The organism is Novosphingobium sp. HNCC26DJ243, assembly GCF_057180545.1.
The window spans coordinates 786,480-811,723 of record NZ_JBXUGN010000001.1; the positions used below are offsets into that span (position 1 = coordinate 786,480).

Annotated in this window: 22 protein-coding genes; 8 read left to right on the top strand and 14 right to left on the bottom strand. The window is 64.8% G+C overall.

Annotated elements, in window-relative coordinates:
• Window positions 1-45: 45 nt before the first annotated feature.
• The 6 genes from AC2A04_RS03775 (at window position 46) to AC2A04_RS03800 (ending at window position 6,703) form a co-directional block, all read left to right on the top strand.
• Window positions 46-1,458, top strand: a complete 1,413-nt coding sequence (locus AC2A04_RS03775) for an SLC13 family permease (protein WP_484211678.1) — start codon at window positions 46-48, stop codon at window positions 1,456-1,458.
• A gap of 186 nt (window positions 1,459-1,644) precedes the next feature.
• Window positions 1,645-2,307, top strand: a complete 663-nt coding sequence (locus tag AC2A04_RS03780; protein ID WP_484210977.1) for a hypothetical protein — start codon at window positions 1,645-1,647, stop codon at window positions 2,305-2,307.
• The gene (locus tag AC2A04_RS03785; protein WP_484210978.1) at window positions 2,307-3,053 is read left to right on the top strand and encodes a DUF4331 family protein; all 747 of its coding nucleotides are present in this window, start codon (window positions 2,307-2,309) and stop codon (window positions 3,051-3,053) included. The genes AC2A04_RS03780 and AC2A04_RS03785 overlap by 1 nt, the downstream gene beginning before the upstream one ends.
• Window positions 3,054-3,075: 22 nt before the next feature.
• Complete coding sequence (locus AC2A04_RS03790) at window positions 3,076-4,425, top strand: hypothetical protein (protein WP_484210979.1); 1,350 nt, start codon at window positions 3,076-3,078, stop codon at window positions 4,423-4,425.
• Complete coding sequence (locus AC2A04_RS03795) at window positions 4,364-5,542, top strand: HupE/UreJ family protein (RefSeq protein WP_484210980.1); 1,179 nt, start codon at window positions 4,364-4,366, stop codon at window positions 5,540-5,542. The genes AC2A04_RS03790 and AC2A04_RS03795 overlap by 62 nt, the downstream gene beginning before the upstream one ends.
• 51 nt (window positions 5,543-5,593) lie before the next feature.
• On the top strand, window positions 5,594-6,703 hold the full coding sequence (locus AC2A04_RS03800; RefSeq protein WP_484210981.1) for a potassium channel family protein: 1,110 nt from the start codon (window positions 5,594-5,596) through the stop codon (window positions 6,701-6,703).
• Between the two features lie 3 nt (window positions 6,704-6,706).
• Here the strand turns inward: AC2A04_RS03800 and AC2A04_RS03805 are convergent, their stop codons facing one another.
• From AC2A04_RS03805 to ccoN, 11 genes are all read right to left on the bottom strand, one after another.
• A complete protein-coding gene (locus tag AC2A04_RS03805; protein WP_484210982.1) occupies window positions 6,707-9,490 on the bottom strand; it encodes a phosphoenolpyruvate carboxylase in 2,784 nt (927 codons plus the stop codon).
• A gap of 24 nt (window positions 9,491-9,514) precedes the next feature.
• On the bottom strand, window positions 9,515-10,129 hold the full coding sequence (eda, locus tag AC2A04_RS03810; RefSeq protein ID WP_484210983.1) for a bifunctional 4-hydroxy-2-oxoglutarate aldolase/2-dehydro-3-deoxy-phosphogluconate aldolase: 615 nt from the start codon (window positions 10,127-10,129) through the stop codon (window positions 9,515-9,517).
• A gap of 122 nt (window positions 10,130-10,251) precedes the next feature.
• Window positions 10,252-11,601, bottom strand: a complete 1,350-nt coding sequence (gene hemN / locus AC2A04_RS03815; RefSeq protein WP_484210984.1) for an oxygen-independent coproporphyrinogen III oxidase — start codon at window positions 11,599-11,601, stop codon at window positions 10,252-10,254.
• 231 nt (window positions 11,602-11,832) lie between these two features.
• Window positions 11,833-11,982, bottom strand: coding sequence for a cbb3-type cytochrome oxidase assembly protein CcoS (gene ccoS, locus AC2A04_RS03820; protein ID WP_484210985.1), 150 nt, complete (start codon window positions 11,980-11,982; stop codon window positions 11,833-11,835).
• Window positions 11,979-14,102 carry a heavy metal translocating P-type ATPase gene (locus AC2A04_RS03825; RefSeq protein ID WP_484210986.1) on the bottom strand — a complete coding sequence of 708 codons (2,124 nt, stop codon included), beginning with the start codon at window positions 14,100-14,102 and terminating at the stop codon, window positions 11,979-11,981. The genes ccoS and AC2A04_RS03825 overlap by 4 nt, the downstream gene beginning before the upstream one ends.
• Window positions 14,099-14,566: a FixH family protein gene (locus tag AC2A04_RS03830; RefSeq protein WP_484210987.1), complete on the bottom strand. Its 468-nt coding sequence runs from the start codon at window positions 14,564-14,566 to the stop codon at window positions 14,099-14,101. Before AC2A04_RS03830 ends, AC2A04_RS03825 begins: the two co-directional genes overlap by 4 nt.
• Entirely contained in the window at window positions 14,563-16,089 is a 1,527-nt protein-coding gene (ccoG, locus tag AC2A04_RS03835; protein WP_484210988.1) for a cytochrome c oxidase accessory protein CcoG, read from the bottom strand. The genes AC2A04_RS03830 and ccoG overlap by 4 nt, the downstream gene beginning before the upstream one ends.
• A 15-nt stretch (window positions 16,090-16,104) precedes the next feature.
• Window positions 16,105-17,019 carry a cytochrome-c oxidase, cbb3-type subunit III gene (gene ccoP / locus AC2A04_RS03840; RefSeq protein WP_484210989.1) on the bottom strand — a complete coding sequence of 305 codons (915 nt, stop codon included), beginning with the start codon at window positions 17,017-17,019 and terminating at the stop codon, window positions 16,105-16,107.
• Window positions 17,012-17,182: a cbb3-type cytochrome c oxidase subunit 3 gene (locus AC2A04_RS03845; RefSeq protein ID WP_484210990.1), complete on the bottom strand. Its 171-nt coding sequence runs from the start codon at window positions 17,180-17,182 to the stop codon at window positions 17,012-17,014. Before AC2A04_RS03845 ends, ccoP begins: the two co-directional genes overlap by 8 nt.
• Window positions 17,179-17,928, bottom strand: coding sequence for a cytochrome-c oxidase, cbb3-type subunit II (ccoO, locus tag AC2A04_RS03850; RefSeq protein ID WP_484210991.1), 750 nt, complete (start codon window positions 17,926-17,928; stop codon window positions 17,179-17,181). Before ccoO ends, AC2A04_RS03845 begins: the two co-directional genes overlap by 4 nt.
• 26 nt (window positions 17,929-17,954) lie before the next feature.
• A complete protein-coding gene (gene ccoN / locus AC2A04_RS03855) occupies window positions 17,955-19,601 on the bottom strand; it encodes a cytochrome-c oxidase, cbb3-type subunit I (RefSeq protein WP_484210992.1) in 1,647 nt (548 codons plus the stop codon).
• A gap of 237 nt (window positions 19,602-19,838) precedes the next feature.
• Between ccoN and AC2A04_RS03860 the strand changes: the two genes are divergently transcribed.
• The gene (locus AC2A04_RS03860) at window positions 19,839-20,525 is read left to right on the top strand and encodes an OmpW/AlkL family protein (protein ID WP_484210993.1); all 687 of its coding nucleotides are present in this window, start codon (window positions 19,839-19,841) and stop codon (window positions 20,523-20,525) included.
• 172 nt (window positions 20,526-20,697) lie between these two features.
• On the opposite strand, the gene AC2A04_RS03865 is transcribed toward AC2A04_RS03860, so the two are convergent.
• The 3 genes from AC2A04_RS03865 to AC2A04_RS03875 all read right to left on the bottom strand — a co-directional run bounded on the left by AC2A04_RS03865 (window position 20,698) and on the right by AC2A04_RS03875 (window position 23,125).
• Window positions 20,698-21,393, bottom strand: a complete 696-nt coding sequence (locus AC2A04_RS03865) for a Crp/Fnr family transcriptional regulator (RefSeq protein WP_484210994.1) — start codon at window positions 21,391-21,393, stop codon at window positions 20,698-20,700.
• A 269-nt stretch (window positions 21,394-21,662) separates the two neighbouring features.
• Window positions 21,663-22,151: a flavin reductase family protein gene (locus AC2A04_RS03870; RefSeq protein WP_484210995.1), complete on the bottom strand. Its 489-nt coding sequence runs from the start codon at window positions 22,149-22,151 to the stop codon at window positions 21,663-21,665.
• Window positions 22,152-22,201: 50 nt separating this feature from the next.
• Window positions 22,202-23,125, bottom strand: a complete 924-nt coding sequence (locus AC2A04_RS03875; RefSeq protein ID WP_484210996.1) for a CmcJ/NvfI family oxidoreductase — start codon at window positions 23,123-23,125, stop codon at window positions 22,202-22,204.
• 291 nt (window positions 23,126-23,416) lie between these two features.
• On the opposite strand from AC2A04_RS03875, the gene AC2A04_RS03880 reads away from it, so the two are divergent.
• Complete coding sequence (locus tag AC2A04_RS03880) at window positions 23,417-25,186, top strand: DEAD/DEAH box helicase (protein WP_484210997.1); 1,770 nt, start codon at window positions 23,417-23,419, stop codon at window positions 25,184-25,186.
• The last annotated feature ends 58 nt before the right edge of the window (window positions 25,187-25,244 follow it).

Genomic DNA, 25,244 nt, shown 5'->3' on the forward strand with positions numbered 1-25,244 from the left:
TCTGCTAGGCAGTCGGCGGGACGATTGGGGAGCAGGGCAATAGTGATCGACGCACGCAGGATCGGACTGATTGCCGGGCCGCTGGGGTTCATCGTGACCCTGATGGCTGCGCCACCTGCTGGCATGCCCGATGCGGCGTGGAGCGCGGCGGGTCTTGTATGGTGGATGGCCGCCTGGTGGATGACCGAGGCAATGCCGCTTTCGGCGACCGCGTTCCTCCCGTTCCTCGTCTTGCCGCTGACAGGCGTCGCTGACGCCAACAAGACCGCCTCGGCCTATTATTCGCCGATCATGTTCCTCTTCGTCGGCGGCGCGTTCCTTGCGCTCGCCATCGAACGGACCGGGCTCCATCGGCGACTGGCGCTGTTCATCATGGGGCTTGCGGGTGCCCGGCCCGGACAGTTGCTGCTCGGCGTGATGGCCGCAACTGCTGTCCTTTCCAGCTTCATTTCAAACACGTCCACCGCGCTGATCATGATGCCGATGGCGCTTGCCATGCTCTCGGCAGGTGGCGTCCGCCAGGACGACACCTCGGGGATGGCCGGGGCCCTGCCAATGGGCATCGCCTTTGCCGCCTCGATCGGAGGCCTCGCGACCATGATCGGCACGCCGACCAACGCGATCGCGGCGGGGCTAATTGAGAAGGCCCTGGGCACAAAGATCACGTTCCTTGTCTGGGCGATGTACGGCGTGCCGATCGTGCTGATCGCCGTGCCGCTGGCTGCATGGATCATCGCTCGCGTGCAGAAGCTTGATGCCGACGCTTTCGATCCGGTCGCTGCGCGCGAAGCTATCGGCCACTCGGTGCGCTGGACCATACCGGAAAAACGCCTGATGCCGGTCGTGATCCTCGCGTTTCTGGCGTGGGTCATGCAGCCGCTGCTCGAGGGCGCGTTTCCCAAGGGTGGTCTGACCGACGGCACGATCGCTGCGGCAGCGGGCCTGATCCTGTTCATCCTGCCCGATGGCACGGGCCGCCCGATGCTGACCTGGCCCGAAGCCAACCGCGCGCCGTGGGACGTGGTACTAATGTTCGGCGGCGGGCTTGCCATGGCGATGGGTATGACCGAATCCGGGCTGACCAAATGGATGGGCGAGATGCTCCTTCCGCTGGCCCATGTGCCGCTGCCGGTCGTCGCGCTGGTGCTGGTGGCTTTCGTCATCCTCGTCACCGAGTTTGCCAGCAACATAGCGGCTGCCAGCGGGATCATGCCGGTCGTCGCTGCGCTGGTCGCCGCGCTCGGGGCCGACCCGATCCTGCTTGCCCTGCCCGCCGCCTTTGCAGCGACGTGGGGCTTCATGTTGCCCGCAGGAACCGGCCCGAATGCGCTCGCTTGGGCCACGGGGCACTGCTCGATGCGATCGATGATCAAGGCCGGCCTCGCGCTCGACGTCGTCGGCGTTTTCCTCCTCGTTGGCGTCGTGTGGCTGGTTACCGCCCTGCAACATTCGGTCTAGGTATAATGCCGTTATTTTCGCTTCCCGAGTGACGGCAATCCGGTCTAGATTATGTGCAAGGGCCTCCCGCTGAATCGCGATTTTCGCAAGCTGTGCAGCAACGCACAGTGATTCAGACAGAAAGAGGCGAAAGCGTGGTCGCACAGTCTTTCGTCTGTCTTTCCTGGGGAGTTTGCCGTGCGTGGCATGATCAAGACATTGCTGGCAGGAGGAGCCGGCGCTGCTGGCCTCGCCGCGCTGATGCTGGTGCCGACAGGGGTGGCCGAAAGCGCGGACCATCTCGACCCGCCCGGCCGCACCGACGGCGGCGTTGACGCAACGCCCGACATTCCGGCTGATATCGCCGACGTCTTCGCTTGGCACTCCAATGGCACCACCAAGATCGCGATGACCTTTGCCGGCCCCGTCTCGGCCGCCGGGACTACGCCGCTCTATTATGACCGCGACGTTCTCTACAAGATCAACATCTCGACGCGCGAACCGGCCAGCACGCCCGAGTTCACCATCAAGTACCGCTTCGGCAAGGGTTCGGGCGAGAAGGAATGGGGCGTGCGGATCGAGGGCATCCCCGGCGTTACCGGAGCGGTCGAAGGTCCGGTCGAGACCAATCTCGAGAAGGACGGGGTCAAGGTCCGCGTTGGCCTGTTCGACGAGCCATTCTTCTTCGACCTGATCGGTTTTCGCGAAACGCGCTCGTCCGGAACATTGCGCATCCGCAATGACCGCAATTTCTTCGACGGCCAGAACGACACCGCAATCGTGCTCGAAATCCCCGATGACAAGCTAGGCACCGGGGTAACCAACCTTGGCCTGTGGGGCCAGACCGCGCGCTTCGGAGGAAACATCTGATGACGCTTCAGCCGATCTCGCGCCTGCGCGCCCTCGCAATTGCCACTCCGTTGGCCCTGGCCCTGTCCCTTACCGCCTGTGGCGAAGATGGTGCCGGCAGCACGGTCGTGGTGCCCGCTCCCCAGCCGAGCACAACCTCGACCGCAACGCCGACGCCGACCGCGACTTCGCTCAGCTACAATTCGACCAATTGCTTCACCCAGGCGATTCAGGGGCAGAACGGCGCAAGCCTCAAGTCGTTCATTATTCCGGACACGCTCAAGCTCGACCTCACCCGGTCGACGCGGTTCCCCAACGGCCGCCACCCGTCGGACCCGGTCGTCGATATCCTGCTGGCAACGCTGCTTCTCGACATGAGCGTGACCGGTCAGGGACCGAACACTTTGGCCAACGTTCCGCTCGATCCTCCGGGCAACGACAAGTTTTTCCTGCTGACGTTCCCGTTCCTGGCGACGCCGAATGGTACGCCGCAAGTGGCTTCGGGAACGGGTACGAACTTCAACTTCCGCACCGATCCCGATTCTGCCTATGTCAGTGTCGATCGCATGGGCAACCCGGCCATCGCCACGGCGCTGGTCAGCTCGTCCATGAAGGTTGCCTACAACGACGACACGCCAGCGGGCGATGCCACCAACGAGAAATACTTCGAGGAATACGAGCACGAACTCGACAAGTTGTTCGGCCTGATAGGCGACGATGTCGAAAGCCTCGGCCTCAAGATCTGCGCAAGCAAGACGACGACCTGAGCGGAAAGCGGACGGCCGAACCATGAGGAGCAAGCAGCGCGGCGCGCGCTGGCCCTGGCTGCTGCTGGCTGCCGTGCTGCTCGTGAGTGCAGTCGCGATTGCCTACGACAAATGGCAATCGCGGCAGGGCCCACCCGATCCGCTGCCAAGCGAGATCGCTCCGTGGTTCGGCCCGCGCAGCCAGATCGAGCTTGAACAGGCCGCGAATGTCGGCGTCGACGGCGCACGCGCGCGCCTCGCGCTCGCCTCGGACGAATGGCTGCGCCAGGAAATGCTGGCGCGCGCGCTCGTCAAGCGCTTCCGCGCCAGTGGCAGCTATGCCGATCTGGCCGAGGCCGACGCATTGCTCGATAAAGGCATGGCCGGGTCGCCTGCCCCTGCCGGCCCCAGTCTGAGCCGCGCGGAAACGTCGCTGCTGCTCCACAGGCTCGATGCGGCGGAAAAGGGCCTCGCCCGCTTTTTTGCGCAAGTGGGTGAACCCGACGCCGAAGAATCCGCCGGTGCATGGAGCATCAAGGGCGACATCTCGTTCCAGCGCGGCGACATGAAAGCTGCGCGCCTCGCGTATGTGCGCGCAGAGGAATACGACAACAATGCCGCCGTCGCCTTGCGTCAGTCGATGCTGGCGCTGCGCAGCGGGGATGCCGACCTCGCCCGCCGAAGGGTCAACGCAATCCTGCGCGCGCCCAGGCTAAACCGATCGGTAAATTCGCTGGTAGCCTTGCAGCGCGCCACGATCGCCTATGGCGCGGGCGACTGGAAGGCAGCCGGCGAATGGTCGCGCTTTGCCGACAGGTTCTTTCCCGGCAATCCGCTCGCACAAGCCTATGTCGCGCAGCAGCACGCTGTCGAGGGCGATATCAACGGCGCGGTTGCGCGCTATGAAGCGATCCTTGCAAAAGCGCCCTTGCCCGAAGTGATGGATGCCCTCTCCTTCACCCTGCGGCTTGCAGGTCGTGGCGATGAAAGCCGGGCCTGGGCGGCGCGTGCCTCTCCGCTCTGGGCCGAGCGCTATCGGTTGCTCCCCGAGGCCGCCGCCGCGCATCTGGTCGAACACGAACTGGCGCTTGGCGATCCTGCCCGCGCCTTGCCGATCGCCCGCGCCGATGCAGCGCGCCGACCGCACGGGGCCACCCTCCTGCTCCTTGCCCGCGCGCAACTGCTGACCGGTGATGCTAAAGGCGGGATCGCCACGCTGGAACGCGCCGAGGCGACGGGATGGCGCAGCAGCGGGCTTTACCTTGCGCTTGCCGACGCGCACACCGCGCTGGGCGATGAAGGGGCAGCCGACGATGCGCGGGAGGAAGCGCTTGATCTCAATCCCAGGGCGACCGACCCGGCGGCGCGTTTCATCTGGTTCGGCCACGATTGAACGCCTGATCCGCGCCGCCCTGACGATGTTGCTGTCACTCGCAGCAGCGCCCGCCCTTGCCCACCTGACGCCCAATTCGGAAATCCGCCTTTCGTTCGCGCCGGGCGCGGTCACCGCCGATGTGGTCGTGCCTCAGGCCGAGTTCGCCTACGCCACCGGCCTTGCCACCGACAATTTGACGGCCAGTCTCGCCAAGGCAAAGGCGCGCGTGGTGTCGGACATGGCGGTGCTGGCGCCCGATGGCAGGCCATGGAGCATCAGCGTGGATCGCATCGCGTTCGAGCAAATCGCAGGTCCGCCCGACCTTCACCTCAACCTCACGCTCACCGCGCCTCCCGGCGCGTCGGACCGTGTGCTGCGCTGGCAGTGGCACTTGGTAACGCGTGAGGCGCCCAGCCATTTCGCGCTGCTGGTGATCGAGGGCGATCTGGCCGGCGGTGTCAAAGCCAGGCGCGAGATGGTCGGCGCGCTCACCGCGACCCGCAGCGAACTGGTGGTCGATCGCGGCCACGCCAGCTCCGCCCGCCTGTTCGCCAATGCTTTCGTGCTCGGCGCGCATCATATCGCGCAAGGCTACGACCACCTATTGTTCCTGCTGGCGCTGCTGCTGCCCGCACCACTGCTTGCTGCCTCCAGACGCTGGACCTTGCCTCGCAGCCGCAGAGCCACGTTCAAGGGCCTTGCCTGGATCGTGACCGCGTTCACGCTCGGCCATTCGACAACGCTGATCCTTGCCGCTTTCCTCGGCCTGCGTCTTCCGGCCCAACCGGTCGAGGTCGGGATCGCGTTCTCGGTGCTGATCTCGGCAATCCACGCCGCGCGGCCTCTGTTTCCGGGCCGCGAGCCGCTGGTCGCCGGTGCCTTCGGCCTTGTCCACGGGCTCGCCTTTGCGACATTGGTCTGCAATTTCGGCCTGGGCGCAGTGACGCGAGTGACAGCGATCCTCGCTTTCAATCTGGGCATCGAGGCCGTCCAACTCGTTGTCGTGCTGGTTACTGTGCCGCCTCTGATCGCACTCGCGCACTGGCGGCATGGTGCGCGAGTGCGCGTCACACTCGCGGGATGCACTGCGCTTGCCGCCATTGTCTGGCTCGTGCAGCGGCTCGGGCTTTCCTGAACTGGACAAGTCCGCGCTCCCCCCTCTAGGACCTTCGTTGAAGGGGGCATCATGGAACCGGAAGGCGATCTGTCGGCATTTGGTCAAGGCGCGAATTCCGTGCTTGGCTCGCCACTGCGCATGCTCACCGGCACCTTGGTCTACGAGCTTGCCGTATTCGTCGTCTCGACCTGCGGATTCCTTGCTGCGGGTTGGCCGCTGGGCGACGCCGCCTACATGGTCCTTTTGACGATATTCTCGGTCGGCTATGGCGAGATCCGGCCGGTCGACACCACGTTCCTGCGCATCTGGACCAGCGGAACGATCATTCTGGGCTGTACCGGCATGATCGTGCTGACCGGTGCGCTGGTGCAAGTCTTCACCCTTTTCCAATTCCGTCGCCTGCTGGGGTTCGATCGCATGATTTCCGAAATCGAGAAGCTGGACGGCCACGTCATCATCTGCGGTTATGGCCGCATCGGCGTGCAACTGGCCAAGGCCATGACCGAGGCCAAGCGCCCTTTCCTGATCCTCGAGCGTGACCATGCCAAGGCCGAGGACGCCAAGGCGCAGGGCTTCCTGTGCATGGTCGGTGAGGCGACTCACGAGGAAACGCTCAAATCGGCAGGGATTGCCCGTGCCAAGGTTCTGGCAACCGTCCTGCCCGATGATGCCGCCAACGTCTTCATCACGCTCTCTGCCCGCAACCTGAATCCGGGGATCGAGATCATCGCGCGAGGCGAAGCCCCGACGACCGAGAACAAGCTGTTCCACGCTGGCGCAGACAAGGTGGTGATGCCGACACACATCGGCGCTGAACGGATCGTCGAGATGATCCTCTATCCTGCAACCGGTAACGTGCTCGGCGAGGAAGGCGACATCGGCACGGTACGCCGCAACCTCCACGACTTCGGGCTCGACCTCGAGGTCGTCGAGGCGCTTCCGGGCGGCGCGCTGACCGGCGAGACCGTGGGCGAGGCCGAGCGGCGCGGCAACGGCGCGTTTTTCGTCGTTCAGATCGAGCGTGCAAACGGCCAGTCGATCCAGCACCCCGGCGAAGACGTCACCATCGAGGACGGCGACCGGATCATGCTCGTCGTGCGCGGCAGCCGTCTCTCGGCAGGGGCCGTGTTCAGCGCCACGAAGGCGCCCGTGAAGCACGGGCGCACCTTCGTGTCGTGACTATTATCCGTGCGCGCCGAAGTAGTTGGCGATGGCTACGGCAATACGGATGTTCAGCGAATGAGCCCGTTCGATCGGATCGATGAACCGGGCGCGGATCGCACCGTAGTCCTCGCCGCGATGATCAGGATAGTCAGTCGCCTCGTCGACCGCGAAATCGGTGATCTCGGGCTCGATAACCGGATAGGCACGGCGCAGTTGCGCCAGCGCATCGTCGACGCGCAATGACAGCACCATTTCGAGCACGTCCTCGCGGCTGACGTCGTTCGAGCGCGCAAACGGCGGAACCTGCACCGCACGGATGAACATGTGCATCAGCAGGGCAAGACGCACCGATTGCAACAGTCCGATGCTTCGGCGGTCCGCATCCTGCACCGGATCGCGGCCTTCCTTGTGGCCCGGCACGAGCGAAAGCAGCCGGTGCAACTTCATCCAGTCCACACGCAACCGCGAAGTCAGGCGGCGGAACACGCCGGATCGGTCATCCTTGGTCAGGTATTCGGCAAGAGCGAGGCAAGACCCTTCAAGCGCGGTCTCGGTGCCGCGATAAGGTCGGCTTGCCCAATAAGCCGAATTGAACAGCTCGCCATGCGCCGCCACGGTCTTGATCGAGGCAAGGCCATTGGCTGCCCGCAGCAGGCGTACAAGCTGGTTACCGCGATCGGACCGGCCAAGCAGTTCGGCGACCGATTCCATCTCCTCGCCTGCAGCCGTGCCCGCGCCCGCGATCACGTTCACTGGATAACCGATCTGCTGGAGAATGGCGTTGTGCGGGATCGCACGGATCTGGCGCAGGCTCATCGTGCGGTCGGCGCCAATGTCGGACTGACGGCGCGAAACGCGGCTGCCTGTGGCCTTGAGCAACCCAAGTCCGAAAGCGGTCAGCGCGCGCGAATAGGTCGCGCTTTCCAGATGCTCGCGCTGGACGCGACGGATCGAGCGATAAAAGTCCAGGCTGAGGTCGGTGCGGTCGTAGAACGGATCCTTCTCGCCATTGGCGGGAATTTCGGCCTCGGCTTCGGCGATGCGGGTGAGCGTTGCAAGCGCAAGCTCGTCGTTGCGGAAGAACAGGTAGCCGTCCCCGCCCTGGAAACTGGCCTCGGGCTCGATCACGATGCCGGCCTTGGCGAAGCGCCCGCGCGCCCAACGCGAAAGCGGCCAGGTCAGGCGGTCGGCAAAGCCCGATGGATGCGCGCCACGCCCCATCGATTCGCCGTGGGTATCGAAGATCAGCGCGGCGACATCGGTCAGTCCATTGGCCTTCATCGCCTCGGCCAGACGGCCCTGCAGACGTTCGATTGCCAGCGCTGCGGGCAACTGGCCCATGAAGCGCCCGGCATCTGAAAAGCCGGTCTGGATCGACACGCGGCCACGGCGGCGTGCATAAGCGCGATAGGATTCCTCGGCGAGCAGCGCCTCGAGGAAACGGCCCCCGTGTTCGAGCGCGGTTTCGGTCTCGAACAGGGGCGAGACGTCAACTTTGTCCTCGATCCCGAACAGGCGCGCAAAGTAGAGCGCTGCCAGCACGGTCTGCGGCTGCTCGCACTCCGCAATCAGCATGCGGATCGGTGCGTCGGCGTCGATGTGCTGGAGCATCTTTGCCATGACGAGGAATTGACGCATCGCCGTGCTCGTCTCGATTGCCAGCGCGCCGAAGTTGACGCGCAGCGGCCGCACTTCCTCGAGCAGTTCGCGCAGCTTTGAAAGCGCGCTCTTGCTGCCGAGATCAAGCGTGCCATCAGGGTCGATCCGGCGACGCAGCGCGTTGTGCAACTGCGAGGCGTTGACGCGGAAGTGAATCCAGCCAATGCCCAGCCCGTCGGCGCGCATCGCGGCGGCTAGCGTCGCCAGCGGGATTGCCTTGTCCTCGGCGGCGGTGTGCACTTCCCGTTCCAACGCCTCGATCAGCGGGGCAAGGCTGAGCAGCTTGGCCGGATCATCGGCAGACAGGCGGTTGGCAGCCGCCGCAAGGTCGTCGGTCTCCGCGAGGTTCGATGAGAAAAGCTCGGCCATGTCGGCCGAGTGGGCCTGTGCTGCGTCGAGCGTGGCAAGTAACCCGTGGCCTTCATCGATGGCGCGCAGGGCGGTGGCGTAGCTAGCCAGACGTCGCGCCTTCTCGCGCAGGCGGAATGCGATGGATGTGGTCCAGCCGATGTCCGTGCGCCCGTCCATGTCGTAGCCGACCCAGGTCGCGAAGCGGAACGGCAGCGGGCGGAAATCCAGCCACCGCCCCGGCCAGCGCTGACGGGCATGGGCAAGCAAGGCGGCGTTGATGCGGTCACGCGCTTCAGCCGCACGCTCAATCGCGGCGCAAACCTCCACATGCTCGAAATCGAGCGTGATCTTGGGGCCGACCGACGGCACCGTGCAGACGGTCGAGGCCTGCGGATCGTCCTGCAGGGCCGCCGTCGCGACCGCGTCGGACTGCGCGGGGCTCAACAGGAAAGTCGGGTGCGCGGTGAACACTGCATGGAGCAGCGGCTTCTCCCATCGCGCGCGAAACTCGGAAAAGCCCGCTTCCTCGGGATTGAGCGAGGCGATGCGCAACAGGTTGTCGGCGCCCACAGTCGGTGCGATCAGTCGGCGCAAGCGCACGGCGCGGCTCTGCAGCGCCTCGCACTCAAGCTCCGCGACCAGACCGTCGATGTCGTCGAGATCCATCGCGCCGCCCTCAAGCTGGCGCGAAAGATCATGGCTCAACTGGAAAACCGGGTTGAACAGCGGCGTTTCGGCCGTCCGCTCATGGAGTTTCTGCAACCTGGCCCTGAGCTTGGCGACCGTCTTCATGTCCGCTGATTTCCCCTGCTTGTCTTACTGCCCCAGCGCAAAAGCTTCGCGCGCCGCAGCTTCGATGGCGGCCTCGTCGGGCTCGCCCTTGCCGACGACCCAGCTTCCGCCAACGCAGAGCACCGGATCGAAGCCCAGCCATTCGGGTGCCGTCGCGGCCGAGATCCCCCCGGTCGGGCAGAAACGGCATTGGTAGAACGGCGCGGCGAGGGCCTTGAGCGCAGGCAGTCCGCCCGAGGTCGACGCCGGGAAGAACTTGAAGTGCTGGAGCCCGAGATCCATGCCGCGCATGATGTCTCCGGCCGAGGCGATACCCGGCAGGAAGGGAATGCCTGAAGCCACCGCGGCCTTTCCGAGATTGTCGGTCAGACCGGGCGAGACGATGAATTCCGCGCCGGCATCAATCGCGGCCTTGAGTTCATCGGGATTGGTGACCGTGCCTGCGCCGACGATGGCGCCATCAACGGCCTTCATCGCATGGATCACGTCGAGCGCGGCGGGCGTGCGCAGCGTCACCTCGAGCACGCGCAAGCCACCCTTGACCAAGGCGCGGGCGATGGGAAGCGCATGATCGACGTTCTCGACGACCAGCACCGGAATGACCGGCGCAGTGCGCATGATGGTTTCAATCGGCTTCATGGCGTCTCCCTTGCGCATACCGCTGGACGCGCAGGTCAGTGCGCATTCCCGTGGATGCTTGGCTTAACGCGAGTCAGCCTTATTGTGCACCTGCTAAGGCGGGGTGCATAGCTATTCTTCGGTCATACCGCCGAACTGAACTGCTTCGACCCGCCACGATAAGCGTCGAATACCGCCGCAACCGAGCGTGCATACGGCTCGCTGCCCGCCAGCAGCTCGAGCGAGGACCCGGTCAGGCGGGCCAGCCCCCGGGTGATGAAGGGTTCGAGACGATCGCGGTTGATGGCCAGCAGATCGGCATCGACAAGGGCGCCCCCACGGCAAAGCAGGTCGTTGATGATCTGGCCACGCCGCCGGTCTTCGACCGTCCGCACCACGCCCTTGCGTCCCGTCAGCTTGTCGGACCCGAGCAGCATGCGATAACGCCCCGCGTTCTTTTCGTTCTGCACGTAGACGTCGGTAAACTCGCTGATCGACGACACGCCAAGGCCGATCAGGTCAGGCACCTGATCGTCGGTAAAGCCCTGGAAATTGCGACGAAGGGTGCCCCCCGCAGCCGCAAGGGCAAGATCGTCTTCCGGCATGGCGAAGTGATCGAAGCCGACAGCATTGTAGCCCGCGCCAACCAGCCGTGCGTGGCCTTCTGCGGCCATGCGAAACCGCGCTCGCTGATCGGGCAATTCACTGGCGTCGATGCGCTTCTGGCGCGGGATCATGTGCGGAACGTGAGCATAACCGAACAGCGCGATGCGGTCCGCGCCCATCGCCACCGACTGATCGAGCGTATTGGCCAGAACCGCATCGTCCTGGAACGGCAGGCCATACATTAGATCGAAGTTGATCGAATCGATGCCTGCTCGGCGCAGGCCTGCAACCGCCCGCTCGATGTCCTCGCGAGGCTGGACGCGCCCGATGGCCGCCTGCACCTTCGGATCGAGCGTCTGGACGCCGAGGCTGGCCTTGATCACCCCGGTCCCGCGAATGGCAATCAACCAGTCCTGTTCGAGCGTGCGCGGATCGAGTTCGATGGAAATGACAGGCCGCGCGAGGCGGAAATTGACCGTCAGCCGATCGATCAGCCGCACGAAGTCGGTCGGCTTGATCGCGTTCGGGCTGCCACCGCCGAACGCGATGCGCGAGATGCGCACCGAGGAATGCAGATTGCGCGCAACCAGCTCGATCTCGTGATGAAGCGCTTCAAGATAGGCGGCGAGGCGCTGGGTCTTGTTGGAAGCGCCGGTGTTGCATCCGCAGTACCAGCAGATTTCCTGGCAATAGGGAATGTGCAGGTAGAGCGACACCGGGCCGCGCAGGGCCTGCAAGGCGGCCTGCTGGCGCTCCTCGAAGCTTTCCTCAACGAACTCGGCCGCCGTCGGATAGCTGGTGTAGCGCGGCACAGGGCGTTCGAGCAGTTCGGGGTAATAGGTCCAGTCCGCGAAAGTTTCGGTCCGGCTCAGCACTTCAGGCGACATCGGCGTCGTCCTCCTCGCCGCAACAGCTATCGGAGGAAAGGCGCTTGCGCATTGAGATATGGCAAACTTTGCAACAGGGTAGATTATTCCCGTCGCTCTTTCCCGGCAGGCGCAAGGGCACCATGCCGCCTGCCCCGCCGCATGAGGGAACCATAACGAAATGCGCCTGGACCGGCGCGGGGCTTGCCATCTGCACAAGCGCGAGCGGTGCCATGAACTTGATTAACCGGCTCACGGCGCGTCATCCTCTTCAATCAGGATCCGTGCTGCCGCGCCGTCGAGATCGCTGAATTGCCCGCGCCTGAGCGCCCAGAAGAACGATGCCAGTCCGAACAGGCCCATGCCCAGCGCGATAGGCAGCATGAAAGCGATTCCGTTCATCTGGTTTCTCGCGCAAGACGTAGCGAATTGGCCACGACAATCAGAGAACTGGTCGACATCGCGACAGCGGCGATCAACGGGGTGACCAGCCCTGCGATGGCCAGGGGCACGGCCAGCACGTTGTAGCCAATGGCGAGGACGAAGTTCTGTCGCACCACGCGCATCGTCGCGCGCGAGACGCGCACCGCCCGCGGAATCGCCAGCAACGATTCCCCGGTGAACACCATGTCCGCGGCCTGCCGCCCGACATCGCTCGCCGTGCCCGGTGCAATCGAGGCATCGGCCGCTGCCAGGGCCGGGCCATCGTTCAATCCATCGCCCGCCATCAGCACCTTGCGGCCGGCGCGCTGCAGCCGCTGGATAGCGTCCTGCTTTTCGGCGGGCGAAGCAGCGGCCTGCGCGGTCAGCCCGGTGGCGCGCGACACCGCGCCGACGGCGGGGACCGAATCTCCCGACAGGATCGACGCTTCGACCTGCAACGCGGCCAATTGCGCCAAGGCCACCTCGGCATCGGGCCGCAGACGATCGGCAAAGGCGATGACCCGTACCGGTCCGCCCTCGATCCGCAGCGCCGTCGCCATGCCCTGCGCCGAGGCGGGACGGCCGAGCGCGACGGCGATGCCGTTCCAGCGCGCAGTAACGCCCTGCCCCGCTTCCTCGCGAACGTCCTCAAGCGGCGCTGCGTGAACACCGCGGCTCCCGAGCGCCTGGACCAGCCCGAGCGAAAGCGGATGGCGGCTGTGGCTGGCAAGTGCGAGCGCGATCGAGGCTTCGGCGTCCGTAAGCGCGCCAATCGCCACCTCGTCGGGCACCGGGCGGCCAAGCGTCAACGTGCCGGTCTTGTCGAGCAGCAGGCGGTCAACTTCGGCCATGCGTTCGAGCGCTGAGCCGTCCTTTACCAGCACGCCGCGCTTCATCAGCGCGCCCGCCGCGACGACCTGGGCCACGGGGACCGCAAGCCCCAATGCGCAAGGGCAGGTAATGATCAGCACCGCAATCGCGATGACCAGCGACTGGTACACCCCTGCCCCGGCGATCATCCATCCGGCGAAGGTCAGCGCCGCCAGCGTATGCACGGCGGGCGCATAGAGCCGCGAAGCGCGGTCGGCAATGCGCACGTATTTCGAGCGCGATTGGCCGGCGACCTCCATCAACCGGGCAATCTCGGACAGGGCAGTATCGGGGCCAATTGCGGTGACGCGGACGTCAACGGGCAGATCGACGTTGAGCGTGCCGGCATGAACAGCGCTGCCCGGCGCGGCGTTCACCGGCGCGCTCTCGCCGGTCAGCAGCGATTGGTCGAAGCGGCTTTGTCCGCGCAGGACCTCGCCATCAGCGGCAAGGCGTTCACCCGCCGCCACACGCATGAGCATTCCCGGGCGCAGGGCCTTGGCATCGATCCAGCGGGTCGCGCCATCGGCTTCGATCACCATCGCGCCGCTGGCCGCCTGGCGCAGCAGCGCGTCGACGCCCGAGCGCGCACGGTCGCGCATCATGGCATCCAGCACGCGTCCCGCCAGCAGGAACATCAACAGCATCAGCACGCCGTCGAACCACGCCTCGGTCCCGCCGGTCAGCGTCTCGTAGAACGAAAGACCCGTGGCGATGGTCACGCCGATCGAAATCGGCACATCCATGTTGGTGCGGCCCTTGCGCAGCACCTTCCATGCCGATGCGAAGAACGGCCGGCCCGCGTAGACAATCGCCGGAACCCCGATGAGCGCCGAAATCCAGTGGAACAGCGAACGCGTGGTACCGTCCGCGCCCGACCAGACGCTGACCGACATCAGCATGACATTCATGCAGGCAAAGGCAGCCACGCCAAGCGGCGCCAGCAAGGGCTTTACCGCTGAAGCCTGCTCCGCCTCCGCTTCGCGCACCTGCGCGTCGAACCCGGTCGTGGCCAGCGCCCCGACCAGTGCCGGAAGCTCCACGGCGACACCATGAACAATCTCGACCGTGCGCGCGGTCAGGTTGGTGCGCGCCGATGCCACACCTTCCACGGCGGACAGCGCACGCTCGACCTTGCCCATGCACCCGGCGCAATGCATTCCCGGCACAGCCAAAATGGTATGCACTTGCGCCAAGGGCGCGTCATGCTTGCGGGCAGTTGCGCTCACAACACTTCTCCGACGGTGCGCCAGATCCTGCCGTCTGCCTCCACGGTCACGCGCAGGCGCCAGCGCCCAGCCTCAAGCGGTGCAGCGTAGATGCCAGGGGCCAGTTCGTGCATCGCCAAGAGGGTCTGCGGCCGCAGACCCAACGGATGCTCGGCAGTTGCCGTGATCGTGGCTGACGTGATCGGCTTGCCCGTATTGTCTGTCAGGCTGATCGCGGCGCGGCCGGCATTGTCACGCGCGAAATCGCCCCTCCAGCCCAGTGCTTTTTCGGCACTTGCTGCCTTGAGCCAGCCATTGAACTGCTGGCTCGCGACATAGGAATTGTCGACCACGACGCCGCCGAACGTCGAAGTGGCAAGGCGTGCCATCAGAACGTTTACCGAAATCACGACACCAAAGAAGGCAACGAATATCATCGCCATGTGCTTGCCCGTAAACGGGCGGATGCGACGCTGCTGGGTCACTCGCCTTCTCCTTCCTCGGAGTCTGGATGGGGGGTGCTGAATGTGGTTTCGCTGCGGTCAAGGCCGCCCTCGCGGTCCAGCGCGTTAAGCACGAACGCAAATTCGGCGGGCCCACGCTCACGGTCCCTTTCGACACGACGTCCGTCTTGTTCGCCCCTTGCCCGCTCGCGCACCGCGTAAACGCGAAGCCGCTGGGTGGTGTCGGCCGACACGCGAACCGTCAGGTCGCGCCTTGCCGCCCCCGCGTCCATTTCGTCGGTGAAGATCGCCCCGCCGTTCAGCCCGTCGAGCGATATCCGGAAAGTGCGCGGCCGCTCTTCCATATTGCGCAGCTTGAGCGTGTAGGCATTGCGCACCGTACCGTCCGAAAGCGTCACGTACTCGGGATTTCGGTCCTTCGCGACCGAGATATCGAGCCGCGCACGTTGACCCAGCGCGAACAGCAACGCCGCGCCGATGGCGGACCAGACGCCAAGGTAGATCAGCGTGCGCGGACGAAGGATCGTCTTCAGGATCGGGGCCGATGGTTCGCCCCGCTTTTCGCGCTCGGCATCGTCCAGCGTGCAGTAGTCGATCAATCCGCGCGGGCGGCCGACATCGGCCATGGCCTTGTCGCAGGCATCGATGCACAGCGCGCAGGTGATGCATCCGATCTGCGGCCCTTCGCGGATGTCGATGCCCGTCGGGCATACCGCGACGCACTGCAGGCAGTCGATGCAGTCACCCAGCGGGGTTGCGGCCTTCAGTGCCGCCTTGACGGAGCCACGCGGCTCGCCGCGCCAGTCCTTGTACGTGACGATCAGGCTCCTTTCGTCGAGCATCGCGGTCTGGATGCGCGGCCAGGGGCACATGTAGATGCAGACCTGCTCGCGCATGAAGCCGCCGAAAACGAACGTCGTCATCGTCAGGACGAACGTGGTGGCATAGGCGACAGGCGCTGCCGTGCCGCTCCAGAATTCGTGCTGCAGCGTCGGCGCGTCTGCGAAATAGAAAATCCATGCTCCGCCCGTGGCGAAGCTGATGACGAGGTAGATTCCCCACTTCAGCAGGCGCCTTGCGATCTTGCCGGTAGTCCAGGGAGCCTTCTGCAGCCGCAGTTGGGCGTTGCGGTCACCATCGATGAAGCGGTCGACATGCTGGAAAAGGTCGGTCCACACCGTCTGCGGGCAGGCATAGCCGCACCATGCGCGCCCCACCGCCGAAGTGACGAGAAACAGTCCGATCCCCGCCATGATCAGCAGACCTGCCACGAAATAGAATTCGTGCGGCCAGATTTCGATGTCGAACATGAAGAACCGCCGGTTCCCCATGTCGATCAGCACTGCCTGATCGGGCGCATAGGGTCCGCGGTCCCAGCGGATCCACGGGGTACCCCAGTAGACCGCCAGGCACACGGCCATGACCAACCACTTGAACCGCCGGAACGGCCCGTCGATGGCCTTGGGAAAGACCGACTTTCGCTTGGCGTAGAGGCCGATCTCGTTCGAATGGTCCGCGCTCAGCTTGGGATCGTGCGCAGTCATGACCGTGTTGTCCTGTCAGTTCGCTGCAGGTGCAGGGTCGGGAACAGGCAAAGCGGGAGCTTCCTCGCCGCCGCCCAGCGAGTGGACGTAAGTCGCCAGCATCTTGACCGTGACCGGATCGAGCCGGGTGCCCCATGACGGCATCACGCCGTAGCGGGCATTTGTGACCGTCTGGGTCAGCGCCTTGCGGTCACCACCGTAGAGCCAGATCGCATCGTCGAGCTTCGGCGCGCCCACCGCACGGTTGCCCTCCCCGTTCACGCCGTGGCAGACTACGCAGTTGGCGGCAAAGATCGCCGCGCCGCGCTGTGCCGAGGCACCGGGCTTTTCATCGCCGGCAATGGCCCGGACGTGGCTCACCACGTCCTGCACCTGCGCAGGAGTCAGGATGCCGTCGCGCCCGAAGGCGGGCATCTGGCTCATGCGCGTGGCATCGTCACCGGGCTGGCGCACGCCATTGACCAGCGTCTGGTGGATCGTGGAGATGTCGCCGCCCCACAGCCAGTCGTCGTCGTTGAGGTTGGGATAGCCTGCGCTGCCCGCCGCCCCGTTGCCGTGGCACTGGATGCAGTTGACCTTGAACGCGGCGCGGCCACCGTCGATCGCGGCACGGCGCAGGCGCGGATCGGCGGCGATCTGCTCGATCGAGGCCTTGTCGAGTTCGGCGAGCATGCCCGCCTTGCGCGAGGCCTCTTCCTTCATCTCGTGGTCGAGCTGGCCGCGGCTCGTCCAGCCGAACGTGCCGGCAGTCGCGCGGTCGAGCAGTGGCCAGGCGGGATAGACCACGCAATAGCCAATGGCGAACACGATGCAGGCGTAAAAGGACCATAGCCACCAGCGCGGCAGGGGATTGTTCAGTTCCTCGATGCCATCCCATTCGTGGCCGACGGTTTCGACGCCGGTTGCGTCATCGATGCGCTGTTTAGACATCGGCTTCGTCCTTGAAGATCGAGTTTTTGACTTCGCGGTTCAGCGGGTTTGCGCCGGGACGGAACGGCCAGAGCGAGAGGCCCAGGAAAATCCCCGTCATCACCACGAGACCCCAGCTGTCGGCGAGATGCCGCAGCATGTCGTAAGTGGAGTGTGCGCTCATCGCCCCTTCTCCTTGGCGAGCGCTTCCTGAGCCGCCGGAGCGTTGACGTCGACCAGCGTGCCGAGCATCTGCAGGTAGGCGACCAGCGCATCCATTTCGGTCAGGCGGTTGGGGTCCCCATCGAAATCGCGCGCCTGCGCCTTGGGATAGCGTCTCTTGAGATCGGTCGCGTCAGCGGCAGGATCGGCCTGCGTGCGCAGGTCCTCGTTCGCCTTTTCGATGGCATCCTTCGAATAGGGCACACCGACCTGGTAGAGCGTGCGCAGTTCGGCAGTCATGTCGCCCTGTTGCAAATCATGCTCGGCCAGATGTGCGTAAGTTGGCATGATCGATTCCGGCACGACCGCGCGCGGGTCTTTCAGGTGCTGGACGTGCCATTCATCGGAGTAGCGGTTGCCGACGCGCGCCAGATCGGGGCCGGTACGCTTCGAGCCCCACTGGAACGGATGGTCGTACATCGATTCCGCCGCGAGGCTGTAATGGCCATAGCGTTCGACCTCGTCCCGGAATGGACGGATCATCTGGCTGTGGCAGACATAGCAGCCTTCGCGGATGTAAATGTCGCGACCGGCCTGTTCGAGCGGGGTGTAGGGGCGCATGCCGTCCACTTTCTCGATCGTGTTGTCGATCCAGAACAGCGGGGCGATCTCGACGATGCCGCCCACGGTCACCGCGGCAAAGGCCGCGATGCCCAGCAGGGTCACGTTGCGCTCCAGTTTCTTGTGGCGTTCCACGATGGTGGTCATGGGATTTTCTCCGGATGCGTCTAGGATCAGGCAGCGACAGGCGCTGCGACGATCGGACGGTCCTTTTCAGGATCGAAGGCGGCGTCGCGCATCGGCGCTTCTTCGCGCTGGTGGCCAAGGATGGTGCGCCAGACGTTGACGACCATGACCACGGCACCGGCGAGATAGAGCAACCCGCCGAAAGCCCGCAGGAAGAACATCGGTTTCAGCGCGGCGACGGTTTCGACGAAGCTGTTCACCAGGTACCCGTCAGCGCCGTATTCGCGCCACATCAGGCCTTGGGTGATGCCGGCAACCCACATCGACGAGGCGTAGAACACGATGCCCACGGTCGAGAGCCAGAAGTGCCAGTTTACCATGCGCAGACTGTAAAGGCGCGGCTTTGCCCAGAGGCGCGGAACGAGGTAGTAGATCGCCGAGAAGGTGATCATCCCGTTCCAGCCGAGCGCTCCGGAGTGGACGTGGCCGATGGTCCAGTCGGTATAGTGCGAAAGGCTGTTGACCGACTTGATCGACATCATCGGACCTTCGAAGGTGCTCATGCCATAGAAGGCGAGCGCCATGACCATCATGCGGATGATCGGGTCGGTGCGGACCTTGTCCCAGGCACCGTTGAGCGTCATCAGACCGTTGATCATGCCCCCCCAGCTCGGCATCCACAGCATGACCGAGAAGACCATGCCCAGCGTCTGCGCCCAGTCGGGCAGCGCGGTGTAGTGGAGGTGGTGGGGGCCCGCCCAGATATAGAGGAAGATCAGCGCCCAGAAGTGGATGATCGACAGCCGATAGGAAAAGATCGGACGTTCGGCCTGCTTGGGCACGAAGTAGTACATCATCGCCAGGAAGCCGGCGGTCAGGAAGAAGCCGACCGCGTTATGGCCATACCACCACTGCACCAGCGCGCCCTGCACGCCTGCAAAGATCGGATAGCTGCGGCTGCCCACGAAGCTTACCGGCCAGTTGAGGTTGTTCACGATGTGCAGCATCGCCACGGTCACGATGAACGACAGGTAGAACCAGTTGGCCACATAGATGTGCGGCTCGGTCCGCTTGACGATCGTGCCGACGAAGACCGCGAGATAGGCGACCCAGACGACCGTCAGCCAAAGATCGACGTACCATTCGGGCTCGGCATATTCCTTGCCCTGCGTGATCCCGAGCAGGTAGCCGGTGGCCGCCAGCACGATGAACAGCTGGTAACCCCAGAAGACGAAACGGGCGAGGCCGGGGAAGGCCAGCCTCGCCCGGCAAGTACGCTGCACGACGTAGAACGACGTGGCGATCAGCGCGTTGCCTCCGAATGCGAAGATGACCGCCGAAGTATGCAACGGGCGCAAGCGCCCGAATGCGGTCCATTCGAGGCCGAGGTTCAGCACCGGCAGGGCCAGCTGCAGTGCGATGACCAACCCTGCGAGAAACCCGGCCATGCCCCAGAACACGGTCGCGATAACGCCCCAGCGGATCGGGTCGTCGTCATAGCGGCCCTGATCGGGCGCGAGCACGGCCTTGGACAAATCCACGCCGCGCAGCGTCACGACCAGCCCGATGATGCAGGCCAGCGCTACCAGCCCCATGTGGATAGCGAAGCCGGTATCGACGGCTGCGGCGCAGGCGAGGATTGCGAGGAGAAGCGCCACGAGCCAGAGACCCGTGCGCGAGAGAGCGGATTCCATGGACCCTTCCCTTCCATAGAGTGATGTTGCTTTCGCGCTGCACCCGCATGGGCAGCAGAACATTGACCGACATCAAATCGCGAAAAATCAGCATCCTACTTTGGTCGTAGATCGGCCTTTCGGATTTTTGCGCTCCGTCAATGCCGGGTGATTCGCCGCAGTGCATCAGGCTGCCCAGGCCACGGACGAGATTCCGGTCTGCGAGGGGCAGGCCATCCGTGGCGCAGGACTGTTGCAATGAAAAAGCTGATGACCGCCGCCATCCCTGCCATTCTCGCCGCCGCAGCGATCGCCCCGGCGCCCGCTCTTGCCGGTTCGACCGAAGGCAAGCTGCAGGTCAAGGTGCTGGGCACCGGTGTGCTGCCCGACGGCAAGATCGTCGAGGTAAAGAACGACCCGCTGGGCCTGACCGCCGGTGCGCAGACCACCGCCAACGACAACGTCGTGCCCACGCTCGCGGTCGAATACTTCTTCACGCCGAACGTGTCGGCCGAGACGATCTGCTGCTTCACCCAGCACCACGTGAGCGGCGCCGGCTCGCTAGCCGGAGCCGACCACATCGTCGATCACGTGCTGGTCCTGCCCGCCACGCTGACGCTCAAATATCATCTGCCGATGGGCGGCGGGATCAAGCCCTACATCGGCGCAGGTCCGTCACTGTTTTTCTATTTCGGTGAAAAGCCGGGATCGAGCATCACCCCGCTCGGCGTCGACAAGGTGAAGATGTCGAACGACGTCGGCTTCGCGCTCCAGGCAGGCCTCGACATCCCGGTCAACGACAAGGGCCTCGGCATCAGTCTCGATGCCAAGAAGTACTTCATGGACACGACTGCCCGCTTCTACGTTGGCGGTACCGAAGTCCTCGCCACCAAGCACTCGCTCGACCCGTGGGTCGTCAGCGCAGGCCTGGCCTACCGCTTCTGACCGGATCCCCCACCCCACCGGCGCCCCCCACGCGCGCCGGACGAGGGGGATGGCGGGCAGGAAGGCGCCGGGGTTCTGGGATCACCTCGCTACCGACCTGCCCGCCAATTCCAAAAGAAAGCCCCGGTGGTCAACGACCGCCGGGGCTCTCTTTGATTCAAGCCGGAGTGTCCTAGCCCGCCATGGCCAGCAACGCGCCCCGGTCGACGATCTCGACCTCGCGTCGCGAAGGAAGTTCGATCACGCCCTCGTTCTTGAGCTTCGTGAACTGGCGGCTGACCGTTTCGATCGTCAGCCCGAGCACGTCGGCCACCTGCTGGCGCGAGAACGGCAGCGAGAAGCGCCTGGCCGGTCCGAACGCCGGCGTACAGCCGCTCTCCGCCAGACGGTCCGACATCTCGAGAAGGAAAGTTGCAATCTTTTCCGACGCGTTCTTGCGCCCCAGAAGCATCATCCATGATCGCGTACGGTCGAGTTCGGCCAGCGTGCGCTCCAGCAGCTTGTGTTCAAGCTCCGGATGTTCGCGGGCGAAGCGATCAAAATCGTTGCGCGAGAAAACGCAGACACGCGCATCGGTCAATGCCACGACGCTGGCGCTGCTGGTCTGGCCGAACGGTCGCCCGATGAAATCCGACGGATAGGCGACGCCGACGATCTGTTCGCGACCGTCCTCGGTGCTGGTGGTCAGCTTGAGCACGCCTTCGATCACATTGGCGACGAGCAGCGAGTCGTCGTCCTCCCAGATCAGCGGTTCTCCCGCGGTCACGTTACGGCGGCGTCCGATCGCGTTGAGCGCCGAAATCTCGCGGTCCTCAAGGCCGGAGCAGATCGCCCGGTTCCGGACGACGCATGTGTCACAGGAGCTCATCTTGACGCGATAACACCCGGAAACACTGCGAGCAATTGGCGAAACGTCGCAGGGAGCATCGCGCAGGGGACTATGCCCCCCCAAAAAATCGGGCGTCCGGGGTCTCCGGTCCGCCCGAGTTGGGGAGAAATCGCCGAAGCGGGGCACTGCCTGTGGGGAGAAAAGCACCCCGCTCCGTCGAAATCAGGTCTAGGATACCGATGCTGCATCTGCGTTGACCAAGGTCAAAAACCGCAAAAATGTTTGCAGTCGGGCAGGACGCCGGTCGCTCAGGACTCCGGCAGGCCCGCAAGATCGTGATATCCGCCCCGGAAGAACAGCAACGGCGTGCCGTCCTCACGCCGGTCCAGCGCTTCGACTGCCCCGACGACAAGCAGGTGATCGCCGATATCCTCGACCCGCTCGATCCGGCAATCAATCCATGCAATTGCATCCTCGAGCAGGGGTTGGCCCGAAGGGCTGTGCCCGTGCGCCAGTTCGGCAAACTTGTCCTGCGCGCGGGCGGCAAATCGCCGGCAAAGGTCAAGCTGGCTCGAACCCAGCACGTTGACGCAGAAGCGTCCTGCCTCGGCAATCAGCGGCCACGTGCCAGAGCGCTTGTCCGGGAAGAAGCCGACCAGTGGCGGATCTAGAGAAATCGAAGTGAACGAGCCGACGACAAGCCCGTGACGCTGGCCATCGGCACCGACCGAAGTAATCACGCAGACGCCCGTGGGCCACGTACCAAGAACATTGCGGAAATGACGGGGATCGATCATCGCGCCTGCCTGTCGTCAAACGCGCTGGCCGTCAACCGCCTTCCTTTTGCCTATTCGAAGAAGGCGATGCAGCGCACTTCGATGCTCGTGCGCGTCTGCGCATCGGGCAAGCTGGTGTCATGAAACGCCGTGTGCGGGCACCGCCAGGTCACCGAATGATCGCTATCCTGGAACTTGAACAGCAGCACATCCTGCGCCGTCATGTTCGAGAAATACCACCAGCGATGACGGTCGCGATGGCGGAAGATCGTCGCGGCAATCATCTGATCCTCGCCCTCGACCGGCGCGGTCAGCGCATCGCCAACAGGAAACTCGTCGACCACGAACAGCGTGTTGGAAGCCGTCTCTTCGTTGGTCACCGTCCGCCCGTCGCACACGGCCAGCGGCCAGTCCTGCGGACCTGGCGAGAACGTGCGCCAGAGCGAGAAGCAGATATAGCGGCTGTAGCCCGGCCCGTCGGGAAACCGGTCGGCATAAACCCTCGCGGCAGCGCGCCGTCCGGTGATTTCGTTGTAATCGACATGCGCTTCGCCGGCGGGAGGCTGAATCCCGCCATTGTGCTGGTAGCCAGCGACCTTTTCCTTCGCCCGCGCGGAAAGATCGGCCGAGGTACGGATCATCCAACCCTGTGCCGCCGTGCGCGTTGCGCCGCACAGCTGCGTAACAAGGCCTTCCACCTCCTTCATATAGAGCGCATCGACCGCCGCCCGGTCATGGAAATCGGTCACGGCGGTCTGGTGCCGCCCCAGCGTGAAGCCGTGGCTATCGAGCGTAAAATGATCGCGGATCGGCATTCCGTCGCGCACGACGCAGTCGTGGTCGACATACTCGCCCGTGTTCATTTCAGCGCCCTGGCTGACATAGCGCCGAGTCACATAGTCGCCCTCGTCGAGATAGCGAATGCGCGCAGGCGCCTCACGCACGCCATTTTCGATTTCGTCCGCGTTCAGAACTGCGGCAGCACTTTGCGCCATGATTGTCTCTCCCGCGCAGCGCCAAGGCTGCCAAACAGCAAATTTACACATCTGTGTAATCGGTGGCAAGGCGCTGCGCTAGCGGCATCCTGCCACCCGGTCGAATGTGCCGGAAAGAAAACACAAGCCAAACGCGCGCCAAGGATGTAAGGGGCGCGCGAACTGCATCGCCAGAGTCTTGTGGGATACATCGGGGCCAGAGCGATGCGCGCGGGGAACTCGCGCGCAAACAGCCGGCAGACTGACCCTACCAGAAAGCGCCGCTCAAGCGGCCGGATTAGCGATACGACGATGATTTTTGAAAACCTCCCCCAGCCTCTCGCCAAGGCTCTCGAAGACCATGGCTATACCGCCCTCACCCCGGTGCAGACCGCGGTGACCCAGGCCGAAGCCGCCGGGCGCGACATGGTCGTCTCGGCCCAGACCGGTTCGGGCAAGACCGTGGCCTTTGGCCTTGCCATGGCAGGCGAACTGCTCGGCGATGAAACCACGATGCCCTACAGCGTCGCACCGCTCGCGCTGGTGATCGCACCGACTCGCGAACTCGCTCTGCAGGTCAGCCGCGAACTGACCTGGCTTTACGCCCCGACGCAGGCCCGCATCGCAACTTGCGTCGGCGGCATGGACCCCTCGCGTGAGCGCCGCGCGCTCAGCCATGGCGCGCACATCGTCGTCGGCACGCCCGGCCGCCTGCGAGACCATCTTGAACGCGGCGCGCTCGACCTCTCGTCGCTGCGCTCTGTCGTCCTCGACGAAGCCGATGAAATGCTCGACATGGGCTTCCGCGAAGATCTGGAAGAACTGCTCGACGCCACGCCCGAAGGCCGCCGCACGCTGCTGTTCTCGGCAACGATGCCCAAGCCGATCGAAGCGCTGGCCAAGCGCTACCAGCGCAATTCGCTGCGCATCTCGACCGTGGGTGAAGAGCGTGGCCATGGCGACATCGCCTACCGTGCCGTCGCCGTCGCCCCGGCCGAAATCGAGGCTGCCGTGGTCAATCTCCTGCGCTTCCACGAAGCCGAGACTGCGATGCTGTTCTGCGCCACTCGCGACAATGTCCGCCGCCTGCACGCCACGCTGGTCGAACGCGGATTCACCGCCGTCGCGCTTTCGGGCGAGCACAGCCAGTCCGAACGCAACAACGCGCTTCAGGCCCTGCGCGATCGCCGCGCCCGTGTCTGCGTCGCGACCGACGTCGCCGCGCGCGGTATCGATCTGCCCTCGCTCAGCCTTGTGGTCCACGTGGAAATCCCGCGCGATGCCGAGACGCTGCAGCACCGCTCGGGCCGTACGGGGCGTGCCGGCAAGAAAGGCACCGCAGTCCTGATCGTGCCCTTCCCGCGTCGCCGCCGGGTCGAGATGATGCTGCGCGGCGCGCGAATCAACGCCGAGTGGGCCGAAGTGCCGACCGTCGAAGCCATCCGCGCGCAGGACCGTGAACGCCTGCTTGAAACAATCCTTGCGCCGGTCGAGCCCGACGAAGCCGATCTCGAGATCGCGCGTTCGCTGCTCGAACAGCGCAGCGCCGAGGAACTGGCGGCCGCGCTCGTCCGCGCGCACCGCGCCGCGCTGCCTCAGCCCGAAGAACTGCTCTCCGGCGGTGGCGCCGACAACCGCGCCCAGCCTGCACACCGTGCGGGATTCGAGGACGTCGTGTGGTTCCGCATGGACGTCGGCCGTCGCCAGAACGCCGACCCACGCTGGATCCTGCCGACGCTGTGCCGCCGAGGTCATGTCTCACGCCAGGAAATCGGCGCGATCCGCATTTCGGCCAACGACACCTGGTTCCAGGTGCCGCGCGCCATCGCCGACCGCTTTGCCGACGCCGTGCGCCGCACCGCCGACCCCAAGGGCGAGGACGAGAACGGCATCCACATCGAGCCTGCGCCCGACGGCCCGCGCGAAGTGGCGCGCGACAATCGTCGCGGCCCGTCCAGCGATGGCCCGCGCAATGATGGCCCGCGCGGTCCCCGGCCCCAGCATCCCGGCGGCCCTCGTCCGCACCCGCGCGGCCGCCTCGATGGCAAGCCGCACCGCAAGGGCCCGCCCAAGGCGCGCTGATCGCAGACAAGAAAAAGGCGGCAGGTCCGGATGGACTTGCCGCCGCTGTCTTGCTCCG